The following is a 25269-nucleotide window of genomic DNA, read 5'->3' on the forward strand; positions in this document are numbered from 1 at the left end:
GATTCATCTTGTGGGGTCCACCGGACAGAAGGCGGATGACCGATGGGGCGTCAGGAGAAACCGGTCGATCCGGCGGCAGGACCGCTCCAGCGTTTCGCCTTCGACCTGCGGCGGTTACGGGAACAGGCCGGCGGGCCCACCTATCGGCAGATGGCCGCGCGGGTGCCGGCGTCGGTGGCGGCGCTGTCCAGGGCCGCCGCGGGCGACCGGCTGCCGTCGCTGCCGGTGCTGCTCGCGTACGTGCGCGCGTGCGACGGCGACCCGGCCGAGTGGGAGCGGCGCTGGCGCGAGCTGGAGAACGCCGACGCGGAACCGCCCTACCGCGGCCTGGCCCGGTTCGGCCACGAGGACGCGGGGGTGTTCTTCGGCAGGGACGCGCTCGTCGCCGACCTGACCGGGCAGCTTGCCGGGCGGCGGCTGGTCGCGGTGACCGGCCCGTCGGGCAGCGGCAAGTCCTCGCTCCTGCGGGCGGGCCTGGTACCCGCCGTCGCCGAGGCGCGGGAACCGGCGAAGGTCGTGGTCATCACGCCGGGCGAACGGCCCTTCCACACGCACGCCGCCGTGCTCCGCGAGCTGGGCCGCGTACCGGGGCTGGTGGTGGTGGACCAGTTCGAGGAGGCGTACACGCTCTGCGCCGATCCGGCGGAACGCGCCCGGTTCGTCGACGCCCTGCTGGCGGTGTGCGAGGCCGGTTCCCGGAGCCGGGTGGTGCTCGGCGTGCGCGCCGACTTCTACGGCCGGCTGGCCGAGCACCGCCGGCTCACCCGCGAGCTGCGCGGCATCGGCCTGCTGGTGGGGCCGATGACCGAGGAGGAGCTGCGGGAGGCGATCGTACGGCCGGCCGCCGGGGCCGGGCTGATCGTCGAGCGGGCCCTGACCGAGCGGATCGTCCAGGAGGTGGCCGGCGAACCCGGCGGGCTGCCGCTGATGTCCCACGCGCTGCTGGAGACGTGGCACCGCCGCCGGGGCAGGACGCTGACCCTGGCCGGTTACGAAGCCGCCGGCGGCGTACGGGGCGCGGTCGCCCACTCTGCCGAGCAGGTGTACGCCGACCTGCCGGCCGGGCACGCCCGGCTCGCCCGCAGGATCCTGCTGCGGCTGATCACCCCCGGCGCCGACTCCCGGCACACCCGCCGCCCGGCCCGCCGTACCGAACTCGACACCGGCGACCCGGCCGGCACCGCCCTCGTCCTGGAACGCCTGGCGCAGTCCCGCCTCATCACCGTGGACGAGGACACCGTGCACCTCGCCCACGAGGCGCTCATCACCTCCTGGCCCCGGCTGCTCGGCTGGGTGGAGGAGGACCGCGAACGGCTCCGTACCCGCGACCAGCTCGCCCAGGCCGCCGCCGCGTGGACGGAGCTCGACCGCGACCCGGGGGCGCTGTACCGCGGCGTGCGCCTGGCGGCGGCCGAGGAGGCGCTCGCCGGGGAGCACCGGGACGATCTCACCGCCGCCGAGCGGGCGTTCCTGACCGCCGGGCTGGCGGCCCGCGACGAGGAACGGCGCACCGCCGCCAGGACCGCCCGGCGGCTGCGCGCGCTCACCGCCGCGCTGTCGGTCCTGCTGCTGGTGGCCGCCACCGGCGTGCTCGTCGTGTGGCGGCAGGAGCGCGCGGCCCAGGACGAGCGGCGGCAGGCCACGTCACGCCAGCTCGCGGCCGAGGCGAGGGCCGCCGCCGACGGCGACGTACGCCGCGCCGCCGCGCTCGCCCTCCAGGCGTACCGCACCGCGCCGACCGCCCAGGCCCGCGACGCCGTGCTGAGCATCGCCGCCGCGCCCGCCTACACCAGCCGGCTGACCAGCGCCGCGGGCGCCGTGGGGGCGGTGACGTTCACGCCCGACGGGCGGCTGCTGGCCTACGGGGAACGCGACGGGAGCGTGCGCCTCTGGGACACGCGCACACGTTCGACGGTCGCCGTGCTGCGCCGCCACTCCTCCCCCGTGCAGGCGCTGGCGTTCAGCCCCGACGCCCGGCGGCTGGTCTCCGCGGACGCCGGCATCAACGTCGTGATCTGGGACGTCGCCCGGCGGACCGCCATCCGGACGGTCGACGGCCCGCGGATCCCGGTCAGCGGCGTCGCCTTCAGCCTGGACGGCACCCGGATCACCGCCACCACCGCCTACCCCGGCTACGACGACCGCGTCTGGGACGCGCACACCGGCCGCCGCCTCACCCCCGGCGACTCCGCCTTCCACGCCCTGCGCGCCAAGATCGTCGACAAACGCTGCCCATGCGACCCCGACCTCCCCACCACCGCCCCACCCCCCGCGACCACCCGCACGGAACTGACCGCGGCCACCCCTCCCGCCGCCGGACGCAACGCCTCTCAGCACCCGGCGACCGACACCGCTCCCACCGACGCCGCCCCGGACCGGGCCACCACCGACGGCGCGACCCGCCCTCCCCACACCGAGGACGCCACCTCCCTGGATGACGTCTACCTGGATGACGCCTCCCGGGGCGAGGTCTCCCGGGGCGAGGTCTCCCGTGGTGGCGCCTCTCGGGATGGTGCCATTCGGGTGGGGGTGGAGGGGTGTGTGGTGTACGCGCTGGGGGTCGATGGGCGGGTGTCCGCGTGTGGGGATCCGCTTTCCGGGACGATCGGCGTGCGGAGGGAGGGGGGTGATGTGACGCTGGACGCGGGGCGGTCGGAGGTGCGGGCGCTCGCTTTCTCCGGTGACGCCCGCCTCCTCGTCTCCGGTGACGCCCGCGGCGCCACCACCGTCTGGGATGTCGACCGGTCCGGTCAGGTGGTCGCCTTCCGGGCGCACGTCGGCCCGGTCGTGGACGTGGCGGTGAGCGGTGACGGGCGGTGGCTCGCCTCGGCGGGGCAGGACGGCACGGTGGTGGTGTGGGACCGGGAGGCCCTGCCGCTGACCCGGCACACCGCCGCGGTCACCTCCCTGGCACACGTCCCCGGCGCCCGGACCCTCGCCAGCGCCGCCGCCGACTCCACCGCCCTGCTGTGGGACCGCACGACCGGCGTCCCGACCCTCTTGGACACCACCGGCGCCAACCCGGCCAACTCGCAAACCGCCGCCGCGGACACCGGCTGGCCAGACACCACCCACTCGGGCACCAACGGCTCGGGCGTGGACGGCTCAGGCACCAACGGCTCGGGTGTGGACGGTTCGGGCGCCAACGGCTCGGGTGTGGACGGCTCGGGCGCCACCCGTTCGGGTAGCGACGGCTCGGCTACCGGCGGCGGTCCGGATGGCGGCATGCCCGTTGGGGCTGTCGCCTTCGGGCCGGGGGGCAGGGTGCTCGCCGTCGCCGTCGGGCATGAGGTGCGGTTGTGGGACGCGATCGCCCGGCGGCCGGGGATGGCGCTGCGGAACACCGCCACGGTCCGCGCGGTGGACTTCAGCCCTGACGGGCGGCTGGTGACGGCGGGTGGCACCGACGGCGTGGTCCGGGCGTGGGACGTGCGGACCGGGGATGTCGTGTTCGCGTTGGAGCATGCCGGGGTGGTTGACACGCTCGCGTTCCTGCCGGCGCCGCCGTACCTGCTGGCGGTCGGTGACAGCAGCGGGGCCGTCTCGCTGATCGACCCGGCGACCGGGCGGTGGGGCGCGGTGCTGCCCCGGCAGGCCGGCGCGATCGGCGACCTGGACGTCGCTCCCGGCGGGCGGCTGCTGGCCGCCGTCGCCAACGGCCGGGTCGTGTTCTTCGACACCGCCCGGCGTGCCGCCGCCGGGGCCCTGCACGGGCAGCGGGACCCGGCGGGCAGCGTGGCCTTCAGCCCGGACGGCAGGCTGCTCGCCTCGGGCGACCACCGCGGCACCGTGACCGTCTGGGACGTCGCGACCCGGCGCGCCGTGAGCAGGCTCACCGGTCACGACGGCCCGGTCAACGACGTCCTGTTCACTGGCGACTCCGCCCACGTCGTCTCCGCCGGCGACGACCACCGCATCATCACCTGGCCGATCCGCCCGGCCGACGCCCTGCCCCGCCTCGCCGCCCTCTCCCACTGACCCACCCCATCGCGCGACGACAACCCCGCCCACAGCAGGCCGACCCCACGGAAAGCCGCGCTCAGCGCCAGGCGGGGGTCAGCGCCAGGCGAGGGGCAGCAGCAGGCGGGTCAGCGGCAGGCGGGGGCGGCGAAGGTGGGGCGGGCTACTTCGGTGAAGCGGCAGCCGAAGTCGGGGCGGGAGGTGTGGTGGACCTGGTCGCCCGCCGCGCGCCTGCCCTGCTCGACCCAGGTGACCAGGTCGTCGAAGGCGCGGGTCAGCTCGCCCGGGGTGAAGTCGCAGTGGCCGACGGCCCTGATCGCGCGGGAGACGAAGTTGCCGGACTGCCGGTGGCGGGCGGCGCGGTCCGCGTAGATCTGCTCCATGGAGTACGGAACGAAGAGGTCGCCGATGTTGTGCAGGGACAGGACAGGTATGCGCGGGTCACCCTCGACCGCGGGGATGCCGTCGAGGCCGCGGCTCGGCCGGTCGGTGGGCGCGACCCGCAGCACGTCCCGGTTGAGTTCGCGCTCGGCCCTGGAGAGGCCCGGCCGGTCGTCGAGCTGGTAGACCGTGCGCCGGTTGTCCACGACGTTCCCGTCGGCGATGCTCGCGGTGCCGCCGGTCAGGCCGGGATAGAGGCCGAACAGGAACGGGATCTGGGTGAGCGGCGCGCGGCCGGTCGCGTTCCAGAAGGCGAAGGCGGAGTCGAAGCCCGGGCGGTCGCCGCCGCTGCGCCGCTCGACCGCGTCGCTCCAGGTCCTGCCCAGCTTGGTGAGCGTCGGCGCGCTGCCCTGGTTGAAGCCGGTGCCGAGCTCGGGCAGCAGGCCGAGGACCCGGTCGGCGTAGACCTGCCCGTAGTCGGGCGCGGGGGCGAGCGGGAAGTCGGTGGGCGTGCCGGTGAGCGCGGCGGCGGTCACGTTGGCGTCGGTGAAGTAGTCGTACAGCGCCGTGTCGCCGAGGACGCCGCAGGCGGGCATCGCACCGGCGAACGTCCTGCGGTAACGCTCGACGGCGACCGCGGTGACGTGCCCGCCCATGGAGAACCCGGTCATGTACACCCGGCGCGCGGGCTTGCCGGTGACCTGGCGGGCCAGCGCGATCAGCTCGTGCGAGTCTTCGACGCCCTGCCCGACGTCGTAGCCGTTGGTCTCGTAGCTGGAGGCGGCCCAGGCGTAGCCGCGCGCGATGAGATGCGCCCTGATGGGCGAGTCGTCGACGTAGACGGTGGTGCCGGTGCCCCGGTAGCCGTGGGCGTAGAGGACGAGTTCGCCGTTCCAGCGGGCGGGCACCTCGATCCGGTAGGCGGCGCCGTCCTTGACGCCCGCGTGGGCGGTGGCGCCGGGCAGCGCGGTGAAGGGGCGGCCGGAGGTGTCGCACCAGGGGTCGGCCACGGTGTATCCGGGCTGGGTCTCGCTCGGCACGGGCGCGGCGCAGGCCGCCGCCGTGGCGGACGGGGCCCAGACGACCGATACGGCCGCGGCCAGTAAGGCCGAAACACCGATCCGAAGTGACCTCATGAGGCTCCTCCACCAGAAGATTAATCTACTTAGGTGGATGTATCACGCTATGACGATCACGCCTAGCCCCATCCCCGGCATCCGGCCGCCGCGGACCACGGAAGTCCCCTACGTTTAGGCCGCATGACCGTATTTCCGGCAGATTTCACGATCTGGGTGGCCGCGTTCGAGGCGGAGGCCGGGCGGCGCCGTACCAAGGGCGACCCGGACTGGGCCCGGGGGGCGCGGCTCGGCGCGGCCGTGGCGGAGAGCGTCCGGCGCTTCCAGGTGGGCGAGAGCGGCGACGGGGCGAACCTGATCGACAAGGCCGTCCGGGCCGGGGACGACGCCTACACGGCAGCCGTACGCCTCTTCGTCGAGGAGGAGCGGAACCACGCCCGCATGCTGGCGGAGCTGCTCGCCGCGGCCGGCGTGCCCACGCTGTCCGGTCACTGGAGCGACGCGGTCTTCGTCCGGCTGCGCCGGGCGCTCGGGCTCCGCCTGGAGCTGATGGTCCTGATGGTCGCCGAGGTGGTCGCGCTGCGCTACTACCGGGCGCTTCGCGACGGCGGAGACGACCCGCTGACCCGCGAGGTCGCCGCCCGCATCCTGGCCGACGAGGAGCGCCACGTCCCCTTCCACCGCCACCGGCTGAGCGTCGGCCGCCCGCCGGGTCCGGCCGGGACGCTCCTCACCGGGATCTGGTGGTGCCTGATGGCCGGGACGGTGACCGTCGTCGCCGTGGACCACGGGAAGGCGCTCCGCGCGCTGGGCGTGCCACCCGCCCGCTTCGCCCTCGACGCGCTCAGGCTGTTCGCCGAGGCCACCAGACCCGGCGGTCCCTGACCCGGTCCCGCCGGCCTGACGATCGGCGGGAGCCGAGACGAGCCCCGGCGGGCACGCGCACCGGGTGTGAGCGGTGGTCAGGCGGCGAAGAGCAGCAGCAGCCCGGTCACCGTGTAGACCACCATCAGCAGGAGCAGCGGGACCTGCCCGGCGACAGCCGTACGCCGGGGGAAGAGCGCGAGCGCGCGGTCGTGCGCGAGGACCGTGCCGAGCAGGTGGCCCACGACGATGACGGTCACCTGGAGGACGGCGACCCCGGCCGGGGTGAGACCGGCGGCGGCGACCTCCCAGCCTGCCGTGCCCAGCCAGTCGGCCCCGGTGTTCAGCGGATCGGACAGCAGCGAGACGGTCCGCTGCCCTTCGAGGACGAGCAGCGTGAAGTAGTGCGCCACCAGGTAGCCGACGGCGATCGGCACGACGGAGTGCGCCAGCTCGCCCGCCGTGGCCCCCGGCAGCCCGCCGCCGCGCCGCCCGGCCAGCGCGGTCGCGCCGAGGTAGGCGAGCAGGACGAGGCCGATGACCGCGAACAGGCCGGCCGTACCGGTGACCGGCGCGGGTAGCGGCCCCTCCTGGACGAAACGCACCCACACCGGGGCGTTGGACAGGCTGTCGTACATGGTGGAGCCGAGGAGCACGATCACGACGGTGGTCAGCCCGGGGGCGGGCCGCAGCCCGGCCATGCCGTCCAGCGGGTTGCGCCACGCGAGCGCGCCGTCCGGGCGGCGTCCCAGCGGGGCGAGCCGGCCGATCAGGTCGGAGTAGACCTCGAACGCGTCCCCCTTGTCGAACCAGCCCGACCCGTAGACCACCGCCCCGGCGAGCATGGCCAGCGCGTACACCGCCAGCCAGGCCGAGATGACGGGCAGCGTGGCCCGGCCCGGGGCGACCAGTTCCAGCCATACGAACGCGGCTAGGCCCACGGCGGCGGGCCAGTAGCCCAGGCCCTCCGGCAGCGCCCGGAGCCCCGCCCGGGGGTCGCGGCGGAGCCCGGCGCAGGCCAGGAGGTGCAGCGTGCGCAGCGGGTTCAGGTACCGCCACACCGGGCCGAACAGCAGCGACAACGGCACCAGGCCAACCCAGAACAGGGCATAGAACACGCCCGCCGTGGGATTGTCCGGATGATCGGGCCCGAAGAGCAGCCCGACGCAGAAGTACGCCGCCGCGACCAGCCCGGCCAGCCGCGCCGCCCACCGCCAGAACGCCGGGGGCACCGCGTTCCGCCGCAGCGCGAACACCGGCCGCCCGCCCGGCCCGCCGCTCAGCCGCGGCTCCGTCCACAGCATGCCCAGCGCCGCGAACGACAGCAGCAGCGCCAGCACCGCCCCGGCCAGCGCAGCGGAGAACGGGATGGGCAGATCCTGGCGTCCGCCGATGCCGTGGGCCAGAAGCATCACTAGCGCACCACGAGCTGGAACAGCTGCAGATCCGCCTCGTGCGTCTCCACCTCGAACAGCCCGCCCTGGTCGGCGATGAACCGGATCTCGCCGGGCGTGCCCGGTGTCAGCGTCGCCGCCTTGTCATAGCCGTGCACGTGGGCGACGTCGGCCACGTCGCTGGTCACGGTGACCCGTACCGGCTGCCCCTGGGCCACCTCGATCCGGCCGGGCGGCGGCGTCACCTTCCCGTCGGCGATGGTCACCGTGATCTCCTTCACTGCCGTCGTCGCCGGCGCGGCGTCCGACGTGCCGCAGCCGGCCGACAGCGGGATCACGCCGAGGAACAGCACGACGAGCAACTTGCGCAGGCGTACGTGGGCCATGGTCGTCCGTCTCTCCTGGGGGGTCAGCGGCGCTTGCGGGTCTTGCCTGGCCTCTTCGTCGATGTCGGCGGGGACGGCGGCGGGGACGGCGGCGTCCGGGGGTTCTTGCCAGGGCCGGGCCGCGCTTCGGCCGGTCCGCCGTACGGCGCCTGGGCGGTGGACGGGCGCCGCGCCGCCCGGACCACCATGACCCCGGCGCCGAGCACGACCAGGGCGGGCACCAGCCAGACCAGCGGCCCCGAACCACCCGCCGCCGGGTCCGCGGACACCGCCTCCGCACCGCCCCCCGCGGCCCCGCCGGACGTCGTCCCCGCCGCCGCGCCAGGCGTCCCCGCCGCCGCGCCGGGCGAGGCGGAGCCGGACGGTGACGCGTGGGTGGCGCAGCCGGTCTCGGGTACGGTGCGCGGCGTGCAGGCGACCGTGGGCGCGGGTGACGGTCCGGCCGCCGCGCCGTGCCCGGAGGTCGCGGCGACCAATTCCGGGTCGGGCCCGTCGCCCGGCGTCTTCCAGCCCTTCGGCGGCTGCGACATCTCGCCCCGGTAGGTGAACCTGACATCTCCTCGCACGGTCTCCCCGTCCGAGGCCACGGTCAGGTAGCTCACGATGTAGTCGCCCTGCTCGGGCCAGTAGCCGACCGGGATCTCCGCCGGGTGGCCGAGATGGTAGAACCGCGGCTCCCAGGCCCCGTTGACGCGGTGCAGCTCCCTGACCGGCTCGTCGAGGGTCTTCGGCGCGCCCGGCGACCACGGCCGGTCGACCCGTACGCCGCTGGGCGAGAAGATCGTGAAGTAGGCGTGCGGCACCGGCGGCTCGGTGAAGTAGAGCGCGACCGACTCCATCGGCTCGCTCAGCGTGCTTCCCGCGGCCGGGGTGGATGTCGCGAGCTGCCCGTGCGCGGCGGCGGGCGGCGCGGCGACGGTCAGCGCGACACAGCCGGAGAACGCCAGGAGGAGTGACCACATCACGCGCCACAGGTCGCGGCGCACCGGCACCCGGCCGGGTGGGGCGGGACCGTCCGTCGCCGTCCCGCCCGCGGATGAGGCGGCGGAAGGCCGAATATGCCGGGACAAGCGCGGGCCGATCCTTTCGGGTACCGAACACGTGCGCCGACCAGCCCGTGGTGAGGGGCAGCCCACCCGCCCTCCGGGGTGCCGTCCGGTGGAACTCTGGGGCTGTTCAGCCACATTCTTTGCACAAAGTCACGGCAGCGTCAATCATCCGGGTCGCCGGCCGCCGTCGGATCCGTCCCGTTGCGTCCCCGCCGCACGGTCGCGGTGCGGACATGGGGTTCTCCGCGCCCAATCACGGCTCTCGCGGCACGCGCTCGGTCAGGCGGAACCACACCGTCCCGCGGCCATACCCGCGGCGGGTCCCCCAGGCGGTGGCCAGCAGATCGACCAGCCACAGGCCGCGCCCGCCTTCGTCCTCGGGTCCCGGCACGCGTACGGCGGGCGCCGTGGTGGCCGAACCGGCGTCGGTCACCTCCACGTGGACGCCGCCCGAGACGCGGATCACCCGGACCGTGACCCGCTCCTCCGGTGTCCGCCCCGAGTCGGAGTGCGCGATCGCGTTGGTGACGATCTCGCTCAGCAGCAACAGCGCGTCGTCGAGCACCGGAGTGGCGAGCCGCCCCGCCAGCAGATCGCGCGCCCACTCCCGGACCTCCGGAACGGACGTCGCCTTTCCCGGGAATTGCCGCCGCCAGCAGATGGGCGGCCTTTCCGCGGATGGCTCCCGCCGTTCGGCGTGGTGATGGCCGAGCCGTCCTCGCCCGCTCATGGTTTCGCCTCCTGGAGGATTTCCGGGTCGCATGACCGGGCGGAGCGACAATATCGTGGCATTCACCTGCCGCCGCCATTCGACCCGGCATGACAATGATGGGAACGATTTCCCGTCCGCGCCGTCCGGCCGGAAGGCACGTGTTTAGAATGCCTTCCGGGGGGCGCTTCGGTGACCCGCCTGAAAACCCAGGCGAGATCGGACGATGACCGGTCCTGGTCTGGGCTGGCCTGAACTCGGTATCGCCCGGAAACCGGAAGTCCGTTTTCTGTGATTCGAGAGGAAATGCAATGGATGCTGTGCCGTCTCTCGATCCCGGCTCCCCCCGGGTGCGGTTCGGGGCCGAAATGCGCCGCCTGCGGGAGGTCGCGCAACTGTCACAGGCGGCGGTGGCCTCGCGGCTCGGCTGCACCCAGACCCAGGTGAGCCGCCTGGAGAAGGCCACCCGCACGCCGTCCAGGTCGGACGCCGAGCGGCTCGACCGGCTCTTCGCCTCGGCCGACGGCGTGTCGTTCACCCGGATGTACCAGCGCATCGTCGCCCGCCCCGGCGGCCCCGTGTGGTTCCGGAGCTGGGTCGAGGAGGTCGAGCCCGCCGCCCGCGTGCTCCGCTCCTGGGACCCGCTGCTCATCCCCGGCCTCCTCCAGACCGAGTCCTACGCCCGATACCTGTTCAGTCGAGGGCCTCGGATCACCAAAGAGGAGGCGGAGCAGCGCGTCGAGGCTCGCATGCAGCGGCAGTCCATCCTTGACCGTGAAAACCCGCCCATGTTCCTCGCCCTCATCGATGAAGGCGTGCTGCGCCGCCGGATCGGTGATCCCGGCCTCATGCAGGAACAACTCCATCACCTGCTGGAGACCGCCCGCCGACAGGCCGTCTCCATCCAAGTCGTCGATTCGGCCTGCGTGGCCGGCTTGGCCGGAGCCTTTATGATCGCCGAACTGGCCGACGGGGAGCCTGACGTCGTCCACGCCGACTCACCCGCACAAGGACAGATCACGACGGACTCCGAGGTCGTGGCCTCCATCTGGAAGCGCTATGAGGCCATACGGCTGTGGGCCTATCCTGAACACACATCCCTCAAGATGATCGAGGAAGTGAAACAGGAATGGACCTGAGCACCGCCATATGGCGGAAGTCATCGCGTTCATCCGATAACGGCGGCCAGTGCGTGGAGGTCGCCGCCAATCTCCCTGACATCGTCGCCGTTCGCGACAGCAAGGATCCCGACGGCCCCAAACTGCTTTTCACCCCCACCGAGTGGAGAACATTCATCCGCGCCGTCAAGACGGGCGAGTTCGACCGGTAACCGACGCCAGAGGAGAGCGTCGTCGTCGAGGCCGGCCAGGTCCTCGCCCGTGTCGTCGTCCTGGCCATTCCACATCTGTAACATGCGCGATATGCCTCTGGACGACGTGTTGGCGGCTCGAATGGCCGACCCTGACTTCTGGGCGGCATACCTCTTCGAGGATGGCGCGCCCGAGCCTGACCTTGACGACGATGAGGACGGGGAAACGTTCACCGCGGAGTTCCAGGTGGGCGAAGGACTCGCCCTCGTCCTTGATCTGGACGTTGTCACCGGGTACTTCGACCTCGCTCTTACCGCCCCCGGACTGGCGCAACCCATCACCGTCGGCTGGGACGATCAAACCCACTTCCATCCCCACACCATGCGGTGGAGCGAACTGGACCTGATTGCCCGGGCCCTGGCGCTGCACGATCCGCAACTCCGCCACCCCGGGCCGGCGCTTGCGCTGCTGGCCCGCTTCGTCGTCCTTGATGAGCAGGACGACCCGGACGTCATCACCCCACTGATGGACGCGGCCTTTCAGGCGGTGCGCCCTCGCCCGGAAAACGGCCTGCGGCCCGAGACCCGCGACTGGTTCGAACGGCATGACCTGCGCGGCAGCGGACTGCGCTGGACAACTGGGGACGATGGCCACCTGGTCGTCGAGCAGGTGGCCCCTGACTCCACCCCACGCGACCTCAACTCGCTGCGCACCCCCGGATCCGCGGACTTCCCCTTCACCGCCTGGACCGCTCTCCTCGGTCAGGCAGCCCGGATCCTCGCCGGTGCGATGACCGCCCCATCCCTGCGGGCCCCCACCATCCGCGCTGCCCTCAATCGCTGCACCACTGCCGAAGGCGCCGCTCACCTCGAACCGCTCGCCGCGGCCCTGCACACCGCGGACGCCGTCCATCCGGTTCTCGTACGTGCCCTGACCGAACCGGTGAGCAGGGCCGAGTCCTGCTGGGCCGTGGAGACGCTGGCCGGACTGCCGCGCGGCTCCGTGGCGAAGCGATGGTTCGGCCCGAGTCCCCTGGCCGGCGCGCAGTCATGGGAACTGCGTCTGGTGCTCGCCACCCAGGACCGTCCGCCGGAACACGCTCCTATCCTGATCTCCGAGTTGAACGACACCCTGCGGCAAGAAGGGCTGGGCCGCGCCGAGATCGCCGGCGAAACGACTCGCTGCGGCGTCCTCGGACGCTGGATCAGCGTCTCGACCTCGGCCGACATACTCATCCGGGACGATCTGTCACGAGGGGTGTCGTCGATCGCGCGGATCCTGCGACGTCACAACGCCGCGGACACCGCCGAACTACGCCACACGTCCCCGGAGCCTGCTTTGATTCCCCTTCCCTGACGTCGCCGCGCCGCCCGGAGCCTCTCGATCGGGGTGCCCGTCAGGCTTCGAGGGAGAGGCCGTGCAGGGCGGCGACCCGTCGGATCTCGGTCAGCGGGTAAGGAGTGTTCCTGTCCTCCGTCTGAAGGCGGGAGTAGAAGTCCGCCAGCACGTCGGCGAGCGGGCTGTGCCGGGTGAGGATCTCGGCGAGCGCGCCGGGAAGGCCGGTGGGAGGCTCGCCCGCGGCCCAGGCGCGGATCCGCGCCCGGGTGTCCTCCCTGTCGTTCCCGTAAAGGGCGACGGTCAGCCAGTGCACCAGGTACGTGCTCGTGTAGCAGCGGTCGTAGACGCGGTGCCGGTCGAAGAAGTCGAGCTCCTCCGGCGACAGGTCGAAACGGGTGGAGATGGCAAGGCCGAAGTCGGCGAAATAGAGATGCCGGCCGTCGGTCAGGATGTTCTCGAAGTGCGCGTCGAAATGCAGCAGCCCGCGGGCGTTCATGAACGAAACGCCGGCCGCGAGCTCGTCCTCCACCAGGGAACAGGCCCGCTCCGCGGTCTCTCCACCCGCGCTGACCTGCTCCCCCAGCCAGTCGTGCAGATTTCGCGGAATGTATTCCAGAAACAGCACGAGACTCGCCGACGACTCCCGGAGAGCCTCGATCCTGTCGCGCACCTCCGGCGCGTCTCCCCAGTAGGCGACGACTTTCTCCACGTCGGCGAGTTCCTCGTGAAGGGGCCGCGCCACGTCCGGGAGCACCCGCCAGTGGTACATCAGGGGGAATCCGGAGAACCGTCCGGAGACCACCCAGTCGGTGGTCATCGTGTGCACCGCGAGCTCCCGCCAGGCGCCGAAGTTCGGCCCGCCGATGCCGTACTGGCAGATGGTGGGCAGCCCGAACAGGTTCGCGGTGGACCGGATGTTCTCCGGCCGTGTCTCCAGGTCGGTGAGACGCACCCGTTTCACGAACACCGGAACTCCGGCGACGTCCATGAGCGCCGACACCCCGCCGATTCCGGAGCCGATCGGAACGGCCGCGTCCACGAGCCGGCGCAGCCGGCTGTCGCCGTACAGGGCGAGGGTCGTGGAGACGTCCCCGTAGGAACGAAGCCGCGCCGCGTGGGACATGTCAGGTCGTTCCACCATCGCCTCCGGATCATCCGGCCGTGAGGGCCAGGGCCGTCATCATGACACCGGCGGCCGTCAGGACCCAACCGAAGACGGCCGCCGCCTTCCGGCCGCGCCGCCCGCCGTACCAGTACACGATCACGTAGGGCAGGAAGCCGAGGCCCGCGACGCCGACGCCGGGCAGGGCGAGCGCGGCCAGGACCCCGGCGGCGCCGGCCGGGACCGCGCGGTCGCCGCCCGGGGCGAGGCGGGCGGGCAGCACGTCGCCGGCGGTGGAGTCGGGCGAGGCCCGCACCGGTACGGCCGGCCCGCCGGACGCCGGCGCGAACGAGCCGCGGCAGTCGTACCTGCCCTCCCCCAGCGCCGCGCACGAGACCACGGTCAGCGTGCCGGGCACGCCTGTCACGCCGGCGGCGAGCCGGAGGCCCGGCACCGCGAACACGATCGGCAGCACGCCCATCGCCGCCCACAGCACGACGAGGACGACTCTGCCGATCCGCCCGGGGGACGCGCCGGACGGCGGCACGAGGAAGATGTCGCTCACCGCCCCAGCGTCGCCGCCGCCACTTGCGCCCCGCCTGGGATCCGCTTGAAGCCGGACCCTGCACGGCTTGGAGCACGGGCGGGATGCGGGACCGGGGTGGGACCTCGGGCTCAGGTGAGCGGGACCGCCGGGCGGCTGTACTGCCGCTGTGAACACGATCATCTCTCCAACGCCGGCATCCGGCCTCACCCGGCGGCGGCTCACGGTCTTCGCGCTGGTGCTGCCCGTGCTCGTGCTGTCGGCGGTCGCCGTCGCCGTGTCACAGGGGGCCGACGTGAACCGGCTCGAACAGTCGCCGCCCGCCGCGCAGATCGCGCTCTTCGGCCAGGCGTTCATGCCGGCCGTCGCCGGGCTGGTGGCCTGGGCGGCCGGCGGGCGCGGGCTGCGCGGCTTCGACTGGGGCTTCCACCGGGCCCCGTGGCGGCTGGTCGCGGGGGCCTGGACACTGGGCGTGCTGGTCCCCCTTCTGCAGGTCGGGACGCGCGTGCGCGGGACCGGAGGGTGACGTGACGCTGCGCGTCAACGTGCTGGGGCCGGTGACGGCCGAGGTGGACGGGGTCGAGGTCGCGCTGGGCGGGCGCATGCAACGCGGGGTGCTGGCCGTGCTGGCCGCCGCCAGGGGGCAGGTGGTGGCCGCGGAAACGGTGATCTCCGCCCTGTGGGGCGAACACGAGGGGCCGTCGATGGCGACCCTGCACTCCTACATCGCCAGGCTGCGCCAGGCCCTGGAACCGGGCAGGACCGCCAAGACGCACTCCGGCGTGCTGCCCCGGGAGGGCCTGGGGTACGCGCTGCGGGTGGACGCCTACGAGGTGGACGCCGAGCGGTTCGCCCGGCTGGCCGGCGAGGGCGAGCGGCTGCTGACCGGCGGGGACCCGGGGGCGGCGGCGACGGCGCTGTCGGAGGCGCTGGGACTGTGGCGAGGCAGGCCGTACGCGGACTACCCGGATGCGCCGTTCGCGGCTCCCGAGGTCGCCCGGCTGGAAGGGCTGCGCCTGGCGGCCCAGGAGAACCTGTTCGCGGCGCAGCTCGCGCTGGGCCGGCACGCCGCCGTGGTGGGCGACCTGGAGAAGTTCGCCACCGAGCACCCGCTGAGCGAACGCGGCTGGGAACTGCTGGCGCTCGCGCTCTACCGCTCCGGCCGCCAGGGGGACGCGCTGGCCGCGCTGCGGGACGCCCGGCGGCTGCTCGCCGACGAGCTGGGCATCGATCCGGGCCCGATGCTCCGCGACCTGGAGACCGCCATCCTCGCCCAGGACGACGCCCTGCACCCGCAGGCCCCGCCGGACCCGGCCGTGCCGGGGAACCTGCCCTTCCCGGTCACCGGGCTGGTCGGCCGGACGGGCGAGATCGGCCGGGTGACCGCGATGCTGGCCGGCCACCGGCTGGTGACGCTCACCGGGCCGGGCGGGATCGGCAAGACCCGGCTGGCGCTGGAGAGCGCCAGGGCCCGCCGGGACGCCGACGGTCCCTGGCTGGTCGACCTGGCCGGGCTGCGGGACGCCGCCCTGCTGGCCGCGACGATCGCGCAGGCCGTGGGCGTCGCAGGCGCGTCCACCACGACGGCCCTGGCGCGGGCGCTGCGGGACCGCCGGCTCCTCGTGGTGCTGGACAACTGCGAGCACCTGGTGGACGCGGTCCGCGAAACGGTCACCGCCCTGCTCGCCCGCACCCCAGAGACACGCGTCCTGGCGACCAGCAGGGAGACCCTCGGCGTGGCCGGCGAGGCGGTGTACGAGGTGCCGCCGCTGACCGGCGACGAGGCGGGCGAGCTGTTCCTGAACCGCGCCGCGGCCGTCGTGCCCGGCTGGGAGCCGACGTGCGCCGAGCTGGAGACCACGGCTCGGCTGTGCGGCAGGCTCGACGGGCTGCCACTGGCGATCGAGCTGGCCGCCGCCCAGTGCCGGATGCTCTCGGTGGACCAGATCCTGTCCGCGCTGGACGACCGTTTCACGGTGCTCGTCTCCGGCCCCGGGCCGCGCCGGCACGCCACCCTGCTGCGCACCGTGGAGTGGAGCTACGACCTGCTGGAACCCGCCGAGCGCGCGCTCTTCCACCGGCTCGGCGCGTTCGCCGCCGGTTTCGACCTGGAGGCCGCCGCCGAGGTGTGCGGCGGGCCGGTGCTGGCCGGGCTGACCGCGCTGGTGCGCAAGTCGCTGGTCACCGTGGAGTCCGGTACGTCGCCGCGCCGTTACCGGCTGCTCGGCACGCTCAGGGACTTCGCCACGACCCGGCAGGATCCGGCGGAGCTGGCCGGCGCCCAGGCCGCGCACCGGGCCTGGGTACTCGCCCGCGCCGAGGCGGCCGAGGCGCGGCTGCGCGGCCACCGGGCGGTGCCCGCGATCCGGCTGCTCATCGCCGACCAGCCGGAACACCGGGCCGCCTTCACCACGGCGCTGCTGGCCGGCGACGGCGAATACGCGCTGCGGCTGTGCGCGGCCCTGTCCTGGTTCTGGTACCGGCGCGGCCACGTCGCCGAAGGGCTCGGCCGGCTGGCGACGGCGATGGAGCTCACCAGGGAGGCCGCTCCCGGCGTACGGGCCCGCGCGCAGCTCGGCGTGGCCGGGCTGAGCTACCTCGCGGGGAACTTCCCCGCCGCCCACCAGGCGGCCAGGGACGCCGCCGAATCGGCCAGGACCGCCGGCGACCTGATGTCCGAAGGGCAGGGCCTCACCTACCGGGCGCTGTTCGGCGGGCTGTGCGGCGTCCCCACCGCGGTCGCGGACGCGCGGGCGGCGCTGGACCTGTCCCGTCTCACCGGGGTGGCCTGGCTGGAGGCGGAGGCCCTGATGGCGCTCGGCATGCTGCTGACCTTGGGCGGGGAGGTGGCCGAGGGACGCGGCACGCTGAAGGACTCGATCGCCGTCGCCGCCGCCTGCGAGCACCGTTTCGTGCAGGCGTCCTCCACCTGGCTGCTGGTGAAGACCGATCTCGGGCTGGGCGAGGCCGAACACGCCCTGGCGGTGGGCGCGCCGATGCTGCGGCTGCTGGACGACGACGGTGACCTCACCTCCTGGCTGGTCATCGCGCACACCCTGGCCGCGGCGCTCGCCGAGTCCGGCCGGCCCGCCGAGGGAGCGCGGGTGCTCGGCGCGGTGCGGGCCATCGGGGCGCGCGTCGGCTTCTCCCCGCTGGAGATGGACCCGGTGGACGCCCCCCGCCAGGCGGAAGCCGTACGCCGGGGGCTGTCCGCCGGAGAGTTCGACGAATGCCTGCGGCAGGGAGCCGCCCTGCCGCAGGCGCGGGTGCACTCCCTGCTCAGTTCGCGGCGGACGAGGCGGTGACGTTCCGCCACAGCGGCCGGGTGCCGAGCACGGCGAGCGCGATGAAGACCGAGGTGAGGGCGCCGCCTTCGCCGACGAACCAGCCGGAGTGGTCCGTGGCGGCGGTCATCGCCCCGGCGACGAAGTAGACGGAGGCGTTGAGCGTGGCGTGCAGGACGAGGACGGGCCAGATGCTCCCGGTGCGCAGCCGCAGCCACACCAGCGGATAGGCGAGGGCGACCGTCTCCACCATGAACCACAGCAACGCGTAGGGGGCGGGGACGCCCTCCTCGATCCCGCCGGGCACGAGGAGCATCAGCGGGAAGTGGGACACCCCCCACGCGAGGCCCACGATGAGCGCGGTGGCGTCGACGCTCCTGGTGGCGGAGAGCCGGACCGCCAGCAGGTTGCTCCAGCCGATCTGCTCGCCGTACGACAGCAGCATGTACGGCACGATGCCGGGGACGAGGCCGAGCAGGACGCCGAGGACGGGCGGCAGCCCGGTGCTCGTGGCCAGGTTGCCCGGGTCGAAACGGGCGGCGCCGGTCAGCCAGGCCACGACGTACGCGGGGATGACGCCGAGCACCGGGATCAGCCAGGCCAGCCCGATCACCGGCCAGCGGACCCGGCGCAGGCCCCAGTCGAAGCCGCGCAGGCCGCGCCCGGCGGCCAGCCAGCCGGCCAGTCCGGCGACGCCGGGCATGAAGCCGCCGCTGAAGACGGCGATCTGGGCGGAGACCGGCGCCTGGTCGAGCCGGTTCAGGTCGAGCCCCTGGGAGACGGCGTAGGCCAGCGACGGCAGGACGAGGGCGGGCAGCACGAGCGCGAAGACCGTGAGCTGCCGCCGCGTCAGATCGCGCTCGGCGGCGGTGAAGGCCGGGGCGGGGGGTTCGGTGGGCGGTGGTGTGGTGGTGTGCATGGGGGCAGTAGATCCGGCCGGCGGTCCCGGCCGGTTGAGGCGGCGGTCCCCTCGTGGTCCCGGGCGATCGGCGCCGTGCCGGTTCTCGGCCGTCGTCCCGCACGCGTAACCGCCTCCCCGGCGGTGGCTCTCTCCTTCGGGCATCGCCCACTTTGCCGGTCGGTGATGAACCACTGGGAGGGGGTCCCGGGCGGGACGGGACTCTGGTCCTATTTCGCCCACAATGGGGATGTCCCATGATGTCTGGGTGCGACCTGAAGTGCTCCTCCGGCCCTGGCTGATCGCCGTGTTGTGCTGCGCCGCCGTCGCCGTGGGGGCGTGCCTGACGCTGGCCGTGCCCACGGCCGACACCACCTACCTCGTGCTCGACGCGAGCGTGGGCCTGAGCTATCCGGCGGTGGGCGCGCTGATCGTCAGCCGCCGGCGGCGGAACGCGGTCGGCCTGCTGTTCCTCCTCGGCGGCGCCGGCCTGTCCGCGCAGGCCCTGGCCGGCGGGTACGCGGCGTACGGCCAGGTGCACGGGTGGCCCGGCGCCGAGGTCGCCGCGTGGGTGGTCAACTGGGTGTTCTTCACCGGATTCGGGCCGCTGCTGCTGCTTCCGCTGCTGCTGCCCGACGAACGGCCGCCGTCCCCGCGCTGGCGGCCGGTCCTTCTGACGCTGGTCGCCGGGATGGCGGTCATCCAGGTCCTGCTCATGTTCCGGGACCGGATCTGGCTGTGGGGGGCGGAGGTGCCGAGCCCGATCGGGTTCGTGCCCACCGACTCCGTCGCCGGGCCGGTGTTCGCCGTCTGGGTCGCGGCGGCGGCTATCGCGGGCGCCGCCGCCATGGTGGTGCGGGTGCGGGCCGCCGAGCAGCGACGCCTGCTGCTGCCGGTGCTCGCCTCGGTCGTCGCGATCTCGCTGGCGATGGTGGCCGACCAGGTGCTGCCGCCCGACCCGCCGATCGGGGCGTGGCTCCAGGCGGTCACGCTGCCGCTGTTCCCGGCGGCGACCGCGGTGGCCATCTTCCGCTACCGGCTGTTCGACATCGAGGTACTGCTCCGCCGTACCGCGGTCTACGCCGTGGTGACCGGGATACTGCTGGCCGCCTACCTGGTGACCGTGACCACGGTCGGCACGTTCCTGCACAGCGGGGGCGTGTTCGGGCCGCTGGCCGCGACAGCCGTGGTGGCGGTCGCGTTCGCGCCGTTGCGGGACGCCGTGCAGCGGGCGGTGGGGCGGCTGCTCTTCGGCAGCCGGGGCGATCCGGCGGCCGCGCTGTCCATGCTGGGGCAGCGGCTGGAGATGTCCGCGGATCCCACCAGGCTGCTCGACGGGGCGGCCGAGACGGTGGCCGGGGCGTTGCGGCTGCCCGCGGTCGCCGTACTCGGCGTGGACGGGTCGCCGGTGTGCGTCAAGGGTTCCGTACCCGCCGACGGCCTGCGGCTGCCGCTCGCGGTCGGCGGCCGACAGGAGGGCGAGCTGTGGGTCGCGCCGCGTTCGCCGGGCGAGGCGCTGTCCGCGGCGGACCTCACCGTGCTCGGCGACCTGGCCCGCCAGCTCGCCGTGGCCCTCGCCGCCGTACGGCTGGCCGGAGAGGTGCAGGCGTCTCGGGAACGGCTCGTCGTCGCCCGCGAGGAGGAACGCCGCCGGCTGCGCCGCGACCTGCACGACGGGCTGGGACCCGGCCTGGTCGCCATCGGCGTACGACTCGACCTGATCGAGGCGCTGGTGCCGTCCGGCGCTCCCCCGCCCCTGCGCACCTCGGTGTCGGAGGTCGGGCAGCTGACCCGGGACCTGGTCGCCGACGTCCGGCGCGTCGTCCACGACCTGCGCCCGCCCGCCCTGGACGAACTCGGCCTGGGCGGGGCTCTGGAGGACCTGGCGCTGGACGCCGAGGGCGGCACGGCGGTCACCGTGCTGCTCCCCGAACCGCTCCCCGACCTGCCCGCCGCCACCGAGGTGGCCGCCTACCGCATCGCCCAGGAGGCGCTCGCCAACGCGCTGCGGCACGCGGGCGCCGAACGGGTCGAGATCACCGCCCGGGTGACGGACGGCGAGCTGGTGCTGCGGGTCGGCGACGACGGCCACGGGCTGCCCCCGCGGTTCCGCGAGGGAGTGGGATCGGTCAGCATGAGGGAACGCGCGGCCGAGCTCGGCGGCCGGCTGCACCGGACATCCGCCCCGGGCACGGGCACGATCGTGGAGGCGGTGCTGCCACTGTGAAGGGCGTGAACATGGAGGAATCCCCCGGGGAACGGCCGCTCCGGGTGCTGCTGGTGGACGACCACCCCCTGCTGCGGCACGGGCTGCGGGCACTGCTGGAACACGTCGGCGGGATCGAGGTGGTGGGCGAGGCGGGCGACGGCGAGGAGGCCGTCCGGCTCGGCCTCGACCTCGCCCCCGACGTGGTCCTGATGGACCTCGTGATGCCCGGCACCTCCGGCATCGAGGCGACCCGGCGGCTGATCGACCGGCAGCCCGACCTCGGCGTCCTCGTACTGACGATGAGCGAGGACGACGCCTCCGTCTTCGCCGCGCTGCGCGCCGGAGCCAGGGGCTACGTGCTCAAGGGCACCGACGGCACGAGTCTGCTGGCCGCCGTCTGGTCGGTCGCCCGCGGCGAGGCCGTGTACGGCCCGGCGGTGGCCCGCCGCATCCGCAGGTTCCTGACCTCCGGGCCGGACAGCGGACCGTTCCCCGAGCTGACCGCCCGCGAGCGGGAGATCCTCGACCTGCTCGCCTCGGGCAGATCGAACCCCGAGATCGCCCGCGGCCTGTTCATCAGCCAGAAGACGGTGAAGAACCACCTGACCTCGATCTTCGCCAAGCTCCAGGTCGCCGACCGCGCCCAGGCCGTCGTCCGCGCCCGCCGCGCCGGCTTCGGCGACCCGGGCACCCCGGGACTCTCCCGCTGACACCCTCTCCGTCGACCAACGCGGACGCTATGGCGGTCAACCGCAACAAATGACGGAATCACTCACCAAGATCACTTACATGATCGCAAAATTCGGACCGATTCTCCCCTAGGACCGGCCCGCCGAAGCCAAACCCTTGCACCCCAAGTTGATTACAGATAGTTATTTGCCAACTACTTACCGTGAGGAGACAAGTTGAAGCTTGCAGCACGTCCCCCGCGTCGCCTCGGCAATCGCGCCAAGGTCCTGGTGACGGGAACCCTCGCCGGGGCGTTCACACTCTCTTTGATCACGGCACCCCTCACCGCCACCGGCGCACAGGCGGCCACCACCGCACCGAAGACGGTCTCCCAAGCCGCCAACTCGGCCTGCGTCCGCCAGGGCCAGACGACCTACCCCGTCGAGTACTACTGGAAGAACGCGTTCGGCATGCAGCTGGGCAGAGGGGCGATCCCGGTCAACACCTCGCCGTCCCTGTGGGGTGGTCAGATCACCCCGGGCGGTACCTTCACTCTCACGATGACGCACAGCACGGCGCAGTGGCCGGCGCTGGTCCGCAGCTACACCACCACGTGGGATCTCTCGTCGCTGCTGGCCAACGCCGACGTCGTCGCACAGTCCGGGGCCGGCACCATCAGTGGCAACACTCTGACGATCCCGTCGTCAGGCACGAAGACCGACCCGGCGGCAAAGGTCATCACCTTCCGGGTCAAGCAAGGCACCGTCGGACGCAGCATGACCATGCGGCCCACCGGGATCAGCAGCGTCATCGCCGCTCCCGGCCAGCTCGGCAACAACACATCCGCTCCCGCGATCCAGATCGTCGATGGCCAATCCATCTCGCCCACCAAGGCCGCCAACGACACCGCCACCACCGACGAGGGCACGGCCGTCACCGTGCCCGTGCTGGCCAACGACACCGCAACAGCGCCGACGATCAGCGGCGTCACCCAGCCAGCCCACGGCACGGTGAAGATCTCCGGCAACAACGTGATCTACACGCCGAACAACGGGCTCGGCGGCACCGACACCTTCACCTACACGATCACGACCGCCTGCGGGACCAGCACCGCCACGGTCACCGTCACCGTCGCCTGCACCCGCGAGCCCATCAACCTGCTCAACGGCAGCTTCGAGACGCCACCCGTGGCCAGAATCGACTGGAACATCCCCGACGCCTCCACCAACTCCGCCGTCGGCTGGCACACCACCGCCTCCGACCGCAAGCTGGAGTTCTGGAACAGTTCGAGCGGCGTCCCGGCCGCAGACGGCCGGCAGTTCGCCGAACTCAACGCCAACGAGCCCTCCGCGCTCTACCAGGACGTACCCACCGTGCCAGGGACCGTGATGACCTGGTCGCTGTACCACCGAGGCCGCCAGGGCACCGACGTGATGCGGGTGCTCATCGGCGCACCGGGCGCCACCGTCGCCCAGACCCCGGCCGGAGCCACCTCCCCCGACATCTCCGACGGCAACACCGCCTGGGGCCACTACACCGGCACGTACGTCGTACCTCCAGGTCAGACCGTCACCCGCTTCTCCTTCGAGTCGGTATCAGCCGCCGGCGGCAACCCGGCGATCGGCAACTTCCTCGACGGCGTGGTCTTCCAAACACCCCCCTGCCTGCCCATGGCCAAGAACTAACGGACACAGACCGGCCGTGATCGCTCCTTAGTCTGCGAGCCGGAATGCGACGGCCCCGCCGCTGCTTTGGGCTGGGGCCGCACTCCCGACGGAAGGAGCATCGACAAAGGCCAGGCCACCTTCGAGACTGAGCCCCCTACCTGGTGCCACTTCGACACGACCAAGCTGCCCGCCCCCCGCACGTCGCTCTGGACGGCAGCGGGCGGGTGGCGGTTGTTTGCCGGCGGTCAGCTTCGCGATCGCCGGCGGCAACCCGACAATCTGCCGCCGCTCACCATGACACCCCTCGATCACCTCGATCACCTCGATCACCTCGATCACCTCGATCACCTCGATCGGCTCGATCGGCTCGATCGGCTCGATCGGCTCGATCGGCTCGTCCGGCGAGGCTCCTGGCCGGCGCACCAGCCGTGATCGGCGGAGCGGCCTCCGGCACACTCTTCTTCGGCACGACTGCCCCCACGGCGCCGGCGACAACGCATGCAGCCAGGGTCTGACGAAGGTCCTCACCATCACGGACCCCGACCATGCCGACCAAGCCGTCGGCCGACGGATTGGTCGGCGGGAAAATGGTTGGACAGGACGATGTTCGGGCCGATAGTTTGCGGCAGACCGTGACATCGCGCGAGGAGGTGAGACCCATGAACGCTGCATCGAAGTGGGTGCTCCCCCTTGCCGTCATGGTCGGGCGATTGACGTAGGTGTCGCCGGGAGCGCCTCGACAGGGCAATCCCGAAAGGCAACAACCTATGAGTTCTGTGCATCTCACTTCGGGCATGGGCAAGCATGCCGCAGTGATCACGCGGGTCGCGGAGAAGCGATGGCACGCCGTGGAGGACGACCGAGCGGTCGGCCGCGGCGACACTTCGCACAGGCCCGACGGTCGGATCTTCCTCAGCATCGACGCGTGGCACGGCGCGGTCTTTGACCAACTCGCCGATGCCATGCTGACGGACCTGCCGAAGCCGTTGCACACGGTGGTCGATGAGGCCGACCTCGACCTGACGTCCAACTGGGAGCAAGCCGGCTTCACGACCCGACGCCGCAAGTGGGAGTACCTCGTGCCCACCGACCCGCGGGTCACGGAACTCGGCTCAGCGCCACCGCCGCCGGACGGGGCGGCTATGGCGCTGTTCGAGGGCGTCGGCGCCTGCCGTGCGAGCAGCAACCCGCAGTTGGCGCTCCGCTGACGCCCCACCGCCACCGAACGGAGAAGTGCGAGAATATGGCAAGAAAAACAGACGGCATCGAAGTCGAGGGCACCGTCACCGAGTGCCTGCGCAACGCCACCTTCAGGGTGGAGCTCCAGAACGGGCACAAAGTGCTAGCGCACATCAGCGGAAAGATACGGAAGAACTACATCAAGATCTTGCCGTATGACCGGGTGCTCGTGGAGCTCAGCCCATACGACCTCACCCGCGGCCGAATCCTCTTCCGATACAGGACGTAGCGGCGGACGGGACACACTGAAATAGGAAAAGAAATCTTCGACCTGGACCAGAGATGTGCTCGATGCCAGCAATGATCAAAGCATCTCGACCAGGGTGGCTTCGGTGGTTCTGACACTGCCGTCGGGCCTGCGGTAGGTGACGGGGACTGTGGCTCCCGCGCGTACTTGTGTGCGGGCGGCGACCTGCTCCTTCGAGTTGGTGATGGGCTTGCCGTTGAAGGAGATGATGACGTCACCGGTACGGATCCCGGCCTTGTCGGCGGGGCCGCCCGGCGCGACGTCGGCCACCAGGACTCCGCTATTGTCTGGGGTGTCCTCTCGGACGATGCCGAATATGCCGTGCTTGCCCTCGGTGATGATCACGTCGAGGGGCTGCTGCTCGCCGTCGACGTTCAGGCTTCCGCTGTACCGGGCCCGGGGCACTGGAGCACTGGGGTCGGCCTGGAGCCACACGCGTACCGGCAGATTCCACCCCCACCGCCCGGGCCCCATGCGGACGGTGGCGGTGGAGCCGTCGGTGGCGATGGCCTCCGCGCAGGGGCGGGGGCGGCAGTTCATCTCCAGGCGGGTGATGCGGGTGTAGCGCGGAGCGGTGAAGGTGAACGTGCCCGAAGCTGGGCGGGTGCGGCGGTCCGGTGGGAAGGTGACAGGCTTCGCAGGGCCCGGGGCATCGAGTTCCGGCACCTCCTGCTGCGGTGGGATGCGCACGGGCGACGCAGGAAGCACCGCCGAGCCTGTGCGGAGCGCTGCCGATCCGGTGGCCGGAAGGGCGGATGCGCCCTGGGCGGCACCGGGCAGCGCTAGCGCGATCAGCGCCACGGCCCCCATGGAGGCGGTCCTGCGGCCGACAGTGACGTGTTTCATCTGATATTCCTTCTTTCCTCTATGCGGAGCGTGTACCTCCGAGCCGGGAGGGACACAGGAAGGCCGACGAGATGTTGCGGCGCGTTGTGGCGGAGTG

The 25269-nt window shown here is 72.6% G+C and carries 22 protein-coding genes; 12 read left to right on the top strand and 10 right to left on the bottom strand.

Translation table 11 applies throughout. The annotated features are described in order from the left end of the window. The first annotated feature begins 42 nt into the window (after positions 1 to 42). Positions 43 to 3978, top strand: a complete 3936-nt coding sequence (locus QSK26_RS01625; RefSeq protein ID WP_285773112.1) for an nSTAND1 domain-containing NTPase — start codon at positions 43 to 45, stop codon at positions 3976 to 3978. A 110-nt stretch (positions 3979 to 4088) separates the two neighbouring features. Here QSK26_RS01625 and QSK26_RS01630 read toward each other — a convergent pair whose 3' ends face one another. Then, the gene (locus tag QSK26_RS01630; RefSeq protein WP_285773113.1) at positions 4089 to 5477 is read right to left on the bottom strand and encodes an alpha/beta hydrolase family protein; all 1389 of its coding nucleotides are present in this window, start codon (positions 5475 to 5477) and stop codon (positions 4089 to 4091) included. A 123-nt stretch (positions 5478 to 5600) separates the two neighbouring features. On the opposite strand from QSK26_RS01630, the gene QSK26_RS01635 reads away from it, so the two are divergent. Next, entirely contained in the window at positions 5601 to 6302 is a 702-nt protein-coding gene (locus QSK26_RS01635) for a ferritin-like domain-containing protein (protein WP_285773114.1), read from the top strand. Positions 6303 to 6379: 77 nt separating this feature from the next. On the opposite strand, the gene QSK26_RS01640 is transcribed toward QSK26_RS01635, so the two are convergent. The 4 genes from QSK26_RS01640 to QSK26_RS01655 all read right to left on the bottom strand — a co-directional run bounded on the left by QSK26_RS01640 (position 6380) and on the right by QSK26_RS01655 (position 9840). Beyond that, the gene (locus QSK26_RS01640; RefSeq protein WP_285773115.1) at positions 6380 to 7693 is read right to left on the bottom strand and encodes a hypothetical protein; all 1314 of its coding nucleotides are present in this window, start codon (positions 7691 to 7693) and stop codon (positions 6380 to 6382) included. A gap of 2 nt (positions 7694 to 7695) precedes the next feature. Further along, positions 7696 to 8061, bottom strand: coding sequence for a cupredoxin domain-containing protein (locus QSK26_RS01645; protein WP_285773116.1), 366 nt, complete (start codon positions 8059 to 8061; stop codon positions 7696 to 7698). A 23-nt stretch (positions 8062 to 8084) separates the two neighbouring features. Then, positions 8085 to 9131: a copper resistance CopC family protein gene (locus QSK26_RS01650; protein ID WP_285773117.1), complete on the bottom strand. Its 1047-nt coding sequence runs from the start codon at positions 9129 to 9131 to the stop codon at positions 8085 to 8087. 232 nt (positions 9132 to 9363) lie between these two features. After that, positions 9364 to 9840: an ATP-binding protein gene (locus QSK26_RS01655; protein WP_285773118.1), complete on the bottom strand. Its 477-nt coding sequence runs from the start codon at positions 9838 to 9840 to the stop codon at positions 9364 to 9366. Between the two features lie 329 nt (positions 9841 to 10169). Between QSK26_RS01655 and QSK26_RS01660 the strand changes: the two genes are divergently transcribed. From QSK26_RS01660 to QSK26_RS01670, 3 genes are all read left to right on the top strand, one after another. Then, on the top strand, positions 10170 to 10958 hold the full coding sequence (locus QSK26_RS01660; protein WP_285773119.1) for a helix-turn-helix domain-containing protein: 789 nt from the start codon (positions 10170 to 10172) through the stop codon (positions 10956 to 10958). Continuing rightward, positions 10949 to 11149, top strand: coding sequence for a DUF397 domain-containing protein (locus QSK26_RS01665; RefSeq protein ID WP_285773120.1), 201 nt, complete (start codon positions 10949 to 10951; stop codon positions 11147 to 11149). Before QSK26_RS01660 ends, QSK26_RS01665 begins: the two co-directional genes overlap by 10 nt. Positions 11150 to 11240: 91 nt before the next feature. Further along, a complete protein-coding gene (locus QSK26_RS01670) occupies positions 11241 to 12485 on the top strand; it encodes a hypothetical protein (RefSeq protein ID WP_285773121.1) in 1245 nt (414 codons plus the stop codon). Between the two features lie 40 nt (positions 12486 to 12525). On the opposite strand, the gene QSK26_RS01675 is transcribed toward QSK26_RS01670, so the two are convergent. Together QSK26_RS01675 and QSK26_RS01680 are read right to left on the bottom strand one after the other, a co-directional pair. Beyond that, positions 12526 to 13608, bottom strand: a complete 1083-nt coding sequence (locus QSK26_RS01675; protein ID WP_285773122.1) for a protein kinase family protein — start codon at positions 13606 to 13608, stop codon at positions 12526 to 12528. Between the two features lie 10 nt (positions 13609 to 13618). Further along, a complete protein-coding gene (locus QSK26_RS01680) occupies positions 13619 to 14134 on the bottom strand; it encodes a hypothetical protein (RefSeq protein WP_285773123.1) in 516 nt (171 codons plus the stop codon). A gap of 148 nt (positions 14135 to 14282) precedes the next feature. Between QSK26_RS01680 and QSK26_RS01685 the strand changes: the two genes are divergently transcribed. Both QSK26_RS01685 and QSK26_RS01690 read left to right on the top strand, forming a co-directional pair. Next, positions 14283 to 14639 (top strand): hypothetical protein, encoded by a 357-nt coding sequence (locus tag QSK26_RS01685; RefSeq protein WP_285773124.1) that lies wholly within the window; start codon positions 14283 to 14285, stop codon positions 14637 to 14639. A gap of 1 nt (position 14640) precedes the next feature. Further along, on the top strand, positions 14641 to 17418 hold the full coding sequence (locus tag QSK26_RS01690; protein WP_285773125.1) for an AfsR/SARP family transcriptional regulator: 2778 nt from the start codon (positions 14641 to 14643) through the stop codon (positions 17416 to 17418). Here the strand turns inward: QSK26_RS01690 and QSK26_RS01695 are convergent. Continuing rightward, positions 17393 to 18316 (bottom strand): CPBP family intramembrane glutamic endopeptidase, encoded by a 924-nt coding sequence (locus tag QSK26_RS01695; RefSeq protein WP_285773126.1) that lies wholly within the window; start codon positions 18314 to 18316, stop codon positions 17393 to 17395. The two genes, QSK26_RS01690 and QSK26_RS01695, sit on opposite strands and share 26 nt — an antisense overlap. 247 nt (positions 18317 to 18563) lie before the next feature. Between QSK26_RS01695 and QSK26_RS01700 the strand changes: the two genes are divergently transcribed. From QSK26_RS01700 to QSK26_RS01710, 3 genes are all read left to right on the top strand, one after another. Next, complete coding sequence (locus tag QSK26_RS01700; protein WP_285773127.1) at positions 18564 to 20522, top strand: sensor histidine kinase; 1959 nt, start codon at positions 18564 to 18566, stop codon at positions 20520 to 20522. A gap of 11 nt (positions 20523 to 20533) precedes the next feature. Beyond that, positions 20534 to 21214, top strand: a complete 681-nt coding sequence (locus QSK26_RS01705) for a response regulator (protein ID WP_285773128.1) — start codon at positions 20534 to 20536, stop codon at positions 21212 to 21214. Between the two features lie 195 nt (positions 21215 to 21409). Further along, a complete protein-coding gene (locus QSK26_RS01710) occupies positions 21410 to 22858 on the top strand; it encodes an Ig-like domain-containing protein (RefSeq protein ID WP_285773129.1) in 1449 nt (482 codons plus the stop codon). Between the two features lie 27 nt (positions 22859 to 22885). Here the strand turns inward: QSK26_RS01710 and QSK26_RS01715 are convergent, their stop codons facing one another. After that, entirely contained in the window at positions 22886 to 23263 is a 378-nt protein-coding gene (locus QSK26_RS01715) for a hypothetical protein (RefSeq protein WP_285773130.1), read from the bottom strand. Between the two features lie 371 nt (positions 23264 to 23634). Between QSK26_RS01715 and QSK26_RS01720 the strand changes: the two genes are divergently transcribed. Together QSK26_RS01720 and infA are read left to right on the top strand one after the other, a co-directional pair. Beyond that, positions 23635 to 24048 carry a hypothetical protein gene (locus QSK26_RS01720; protein ID WP_285773131.1) on the top strand — a complete coding sequence of 138 codons (414 nt, stop codon included), beginning with the start codon at positions 23635 to 23637 and terminating at the stop codon, positions 24046 to 24048. A gap of 35 nt (positions 24049 to 24083) precedes the next feature. Then, positions 24084 to 24308 (top strand): translation initiation factor IF-1, encoded by a 225-nt coding sequence (gene infA, locus QSK26_RS01725; protein WP_285773132.1) that lies wholly within the window; start codon positions 24084 to 24086, stop codon positions 24306 to 24308. A 75-nt stretch (positions 24309 to 24383) separates the two neighbouring features. Here the strand turns inward: infA and QSK26_RS01730 are convergent, their stop codons facing one another. After that, a complete protein-coding gene (locus tag QSK26_RS01730) occupies positions 24384 to 25127 on the bottom strand; it encodes a PDZ domain-containing protein (protein WP_285773133.1) in 744 nt (247 codons plus the stop codon). Between the last annotated feature and the right edge of the window lie 142 nt (positions 25128 to 25269).

The organism is Microtetraspora sp. NBRC 13810, from assembly GCF_030268685.1.
In the GTDB taxonomy this organism is placed as follows: Bacteria; Actinomycetota; Actinomycetes; order Streptosporangiales; family Streptosporangiaceae; genus BSRQ01.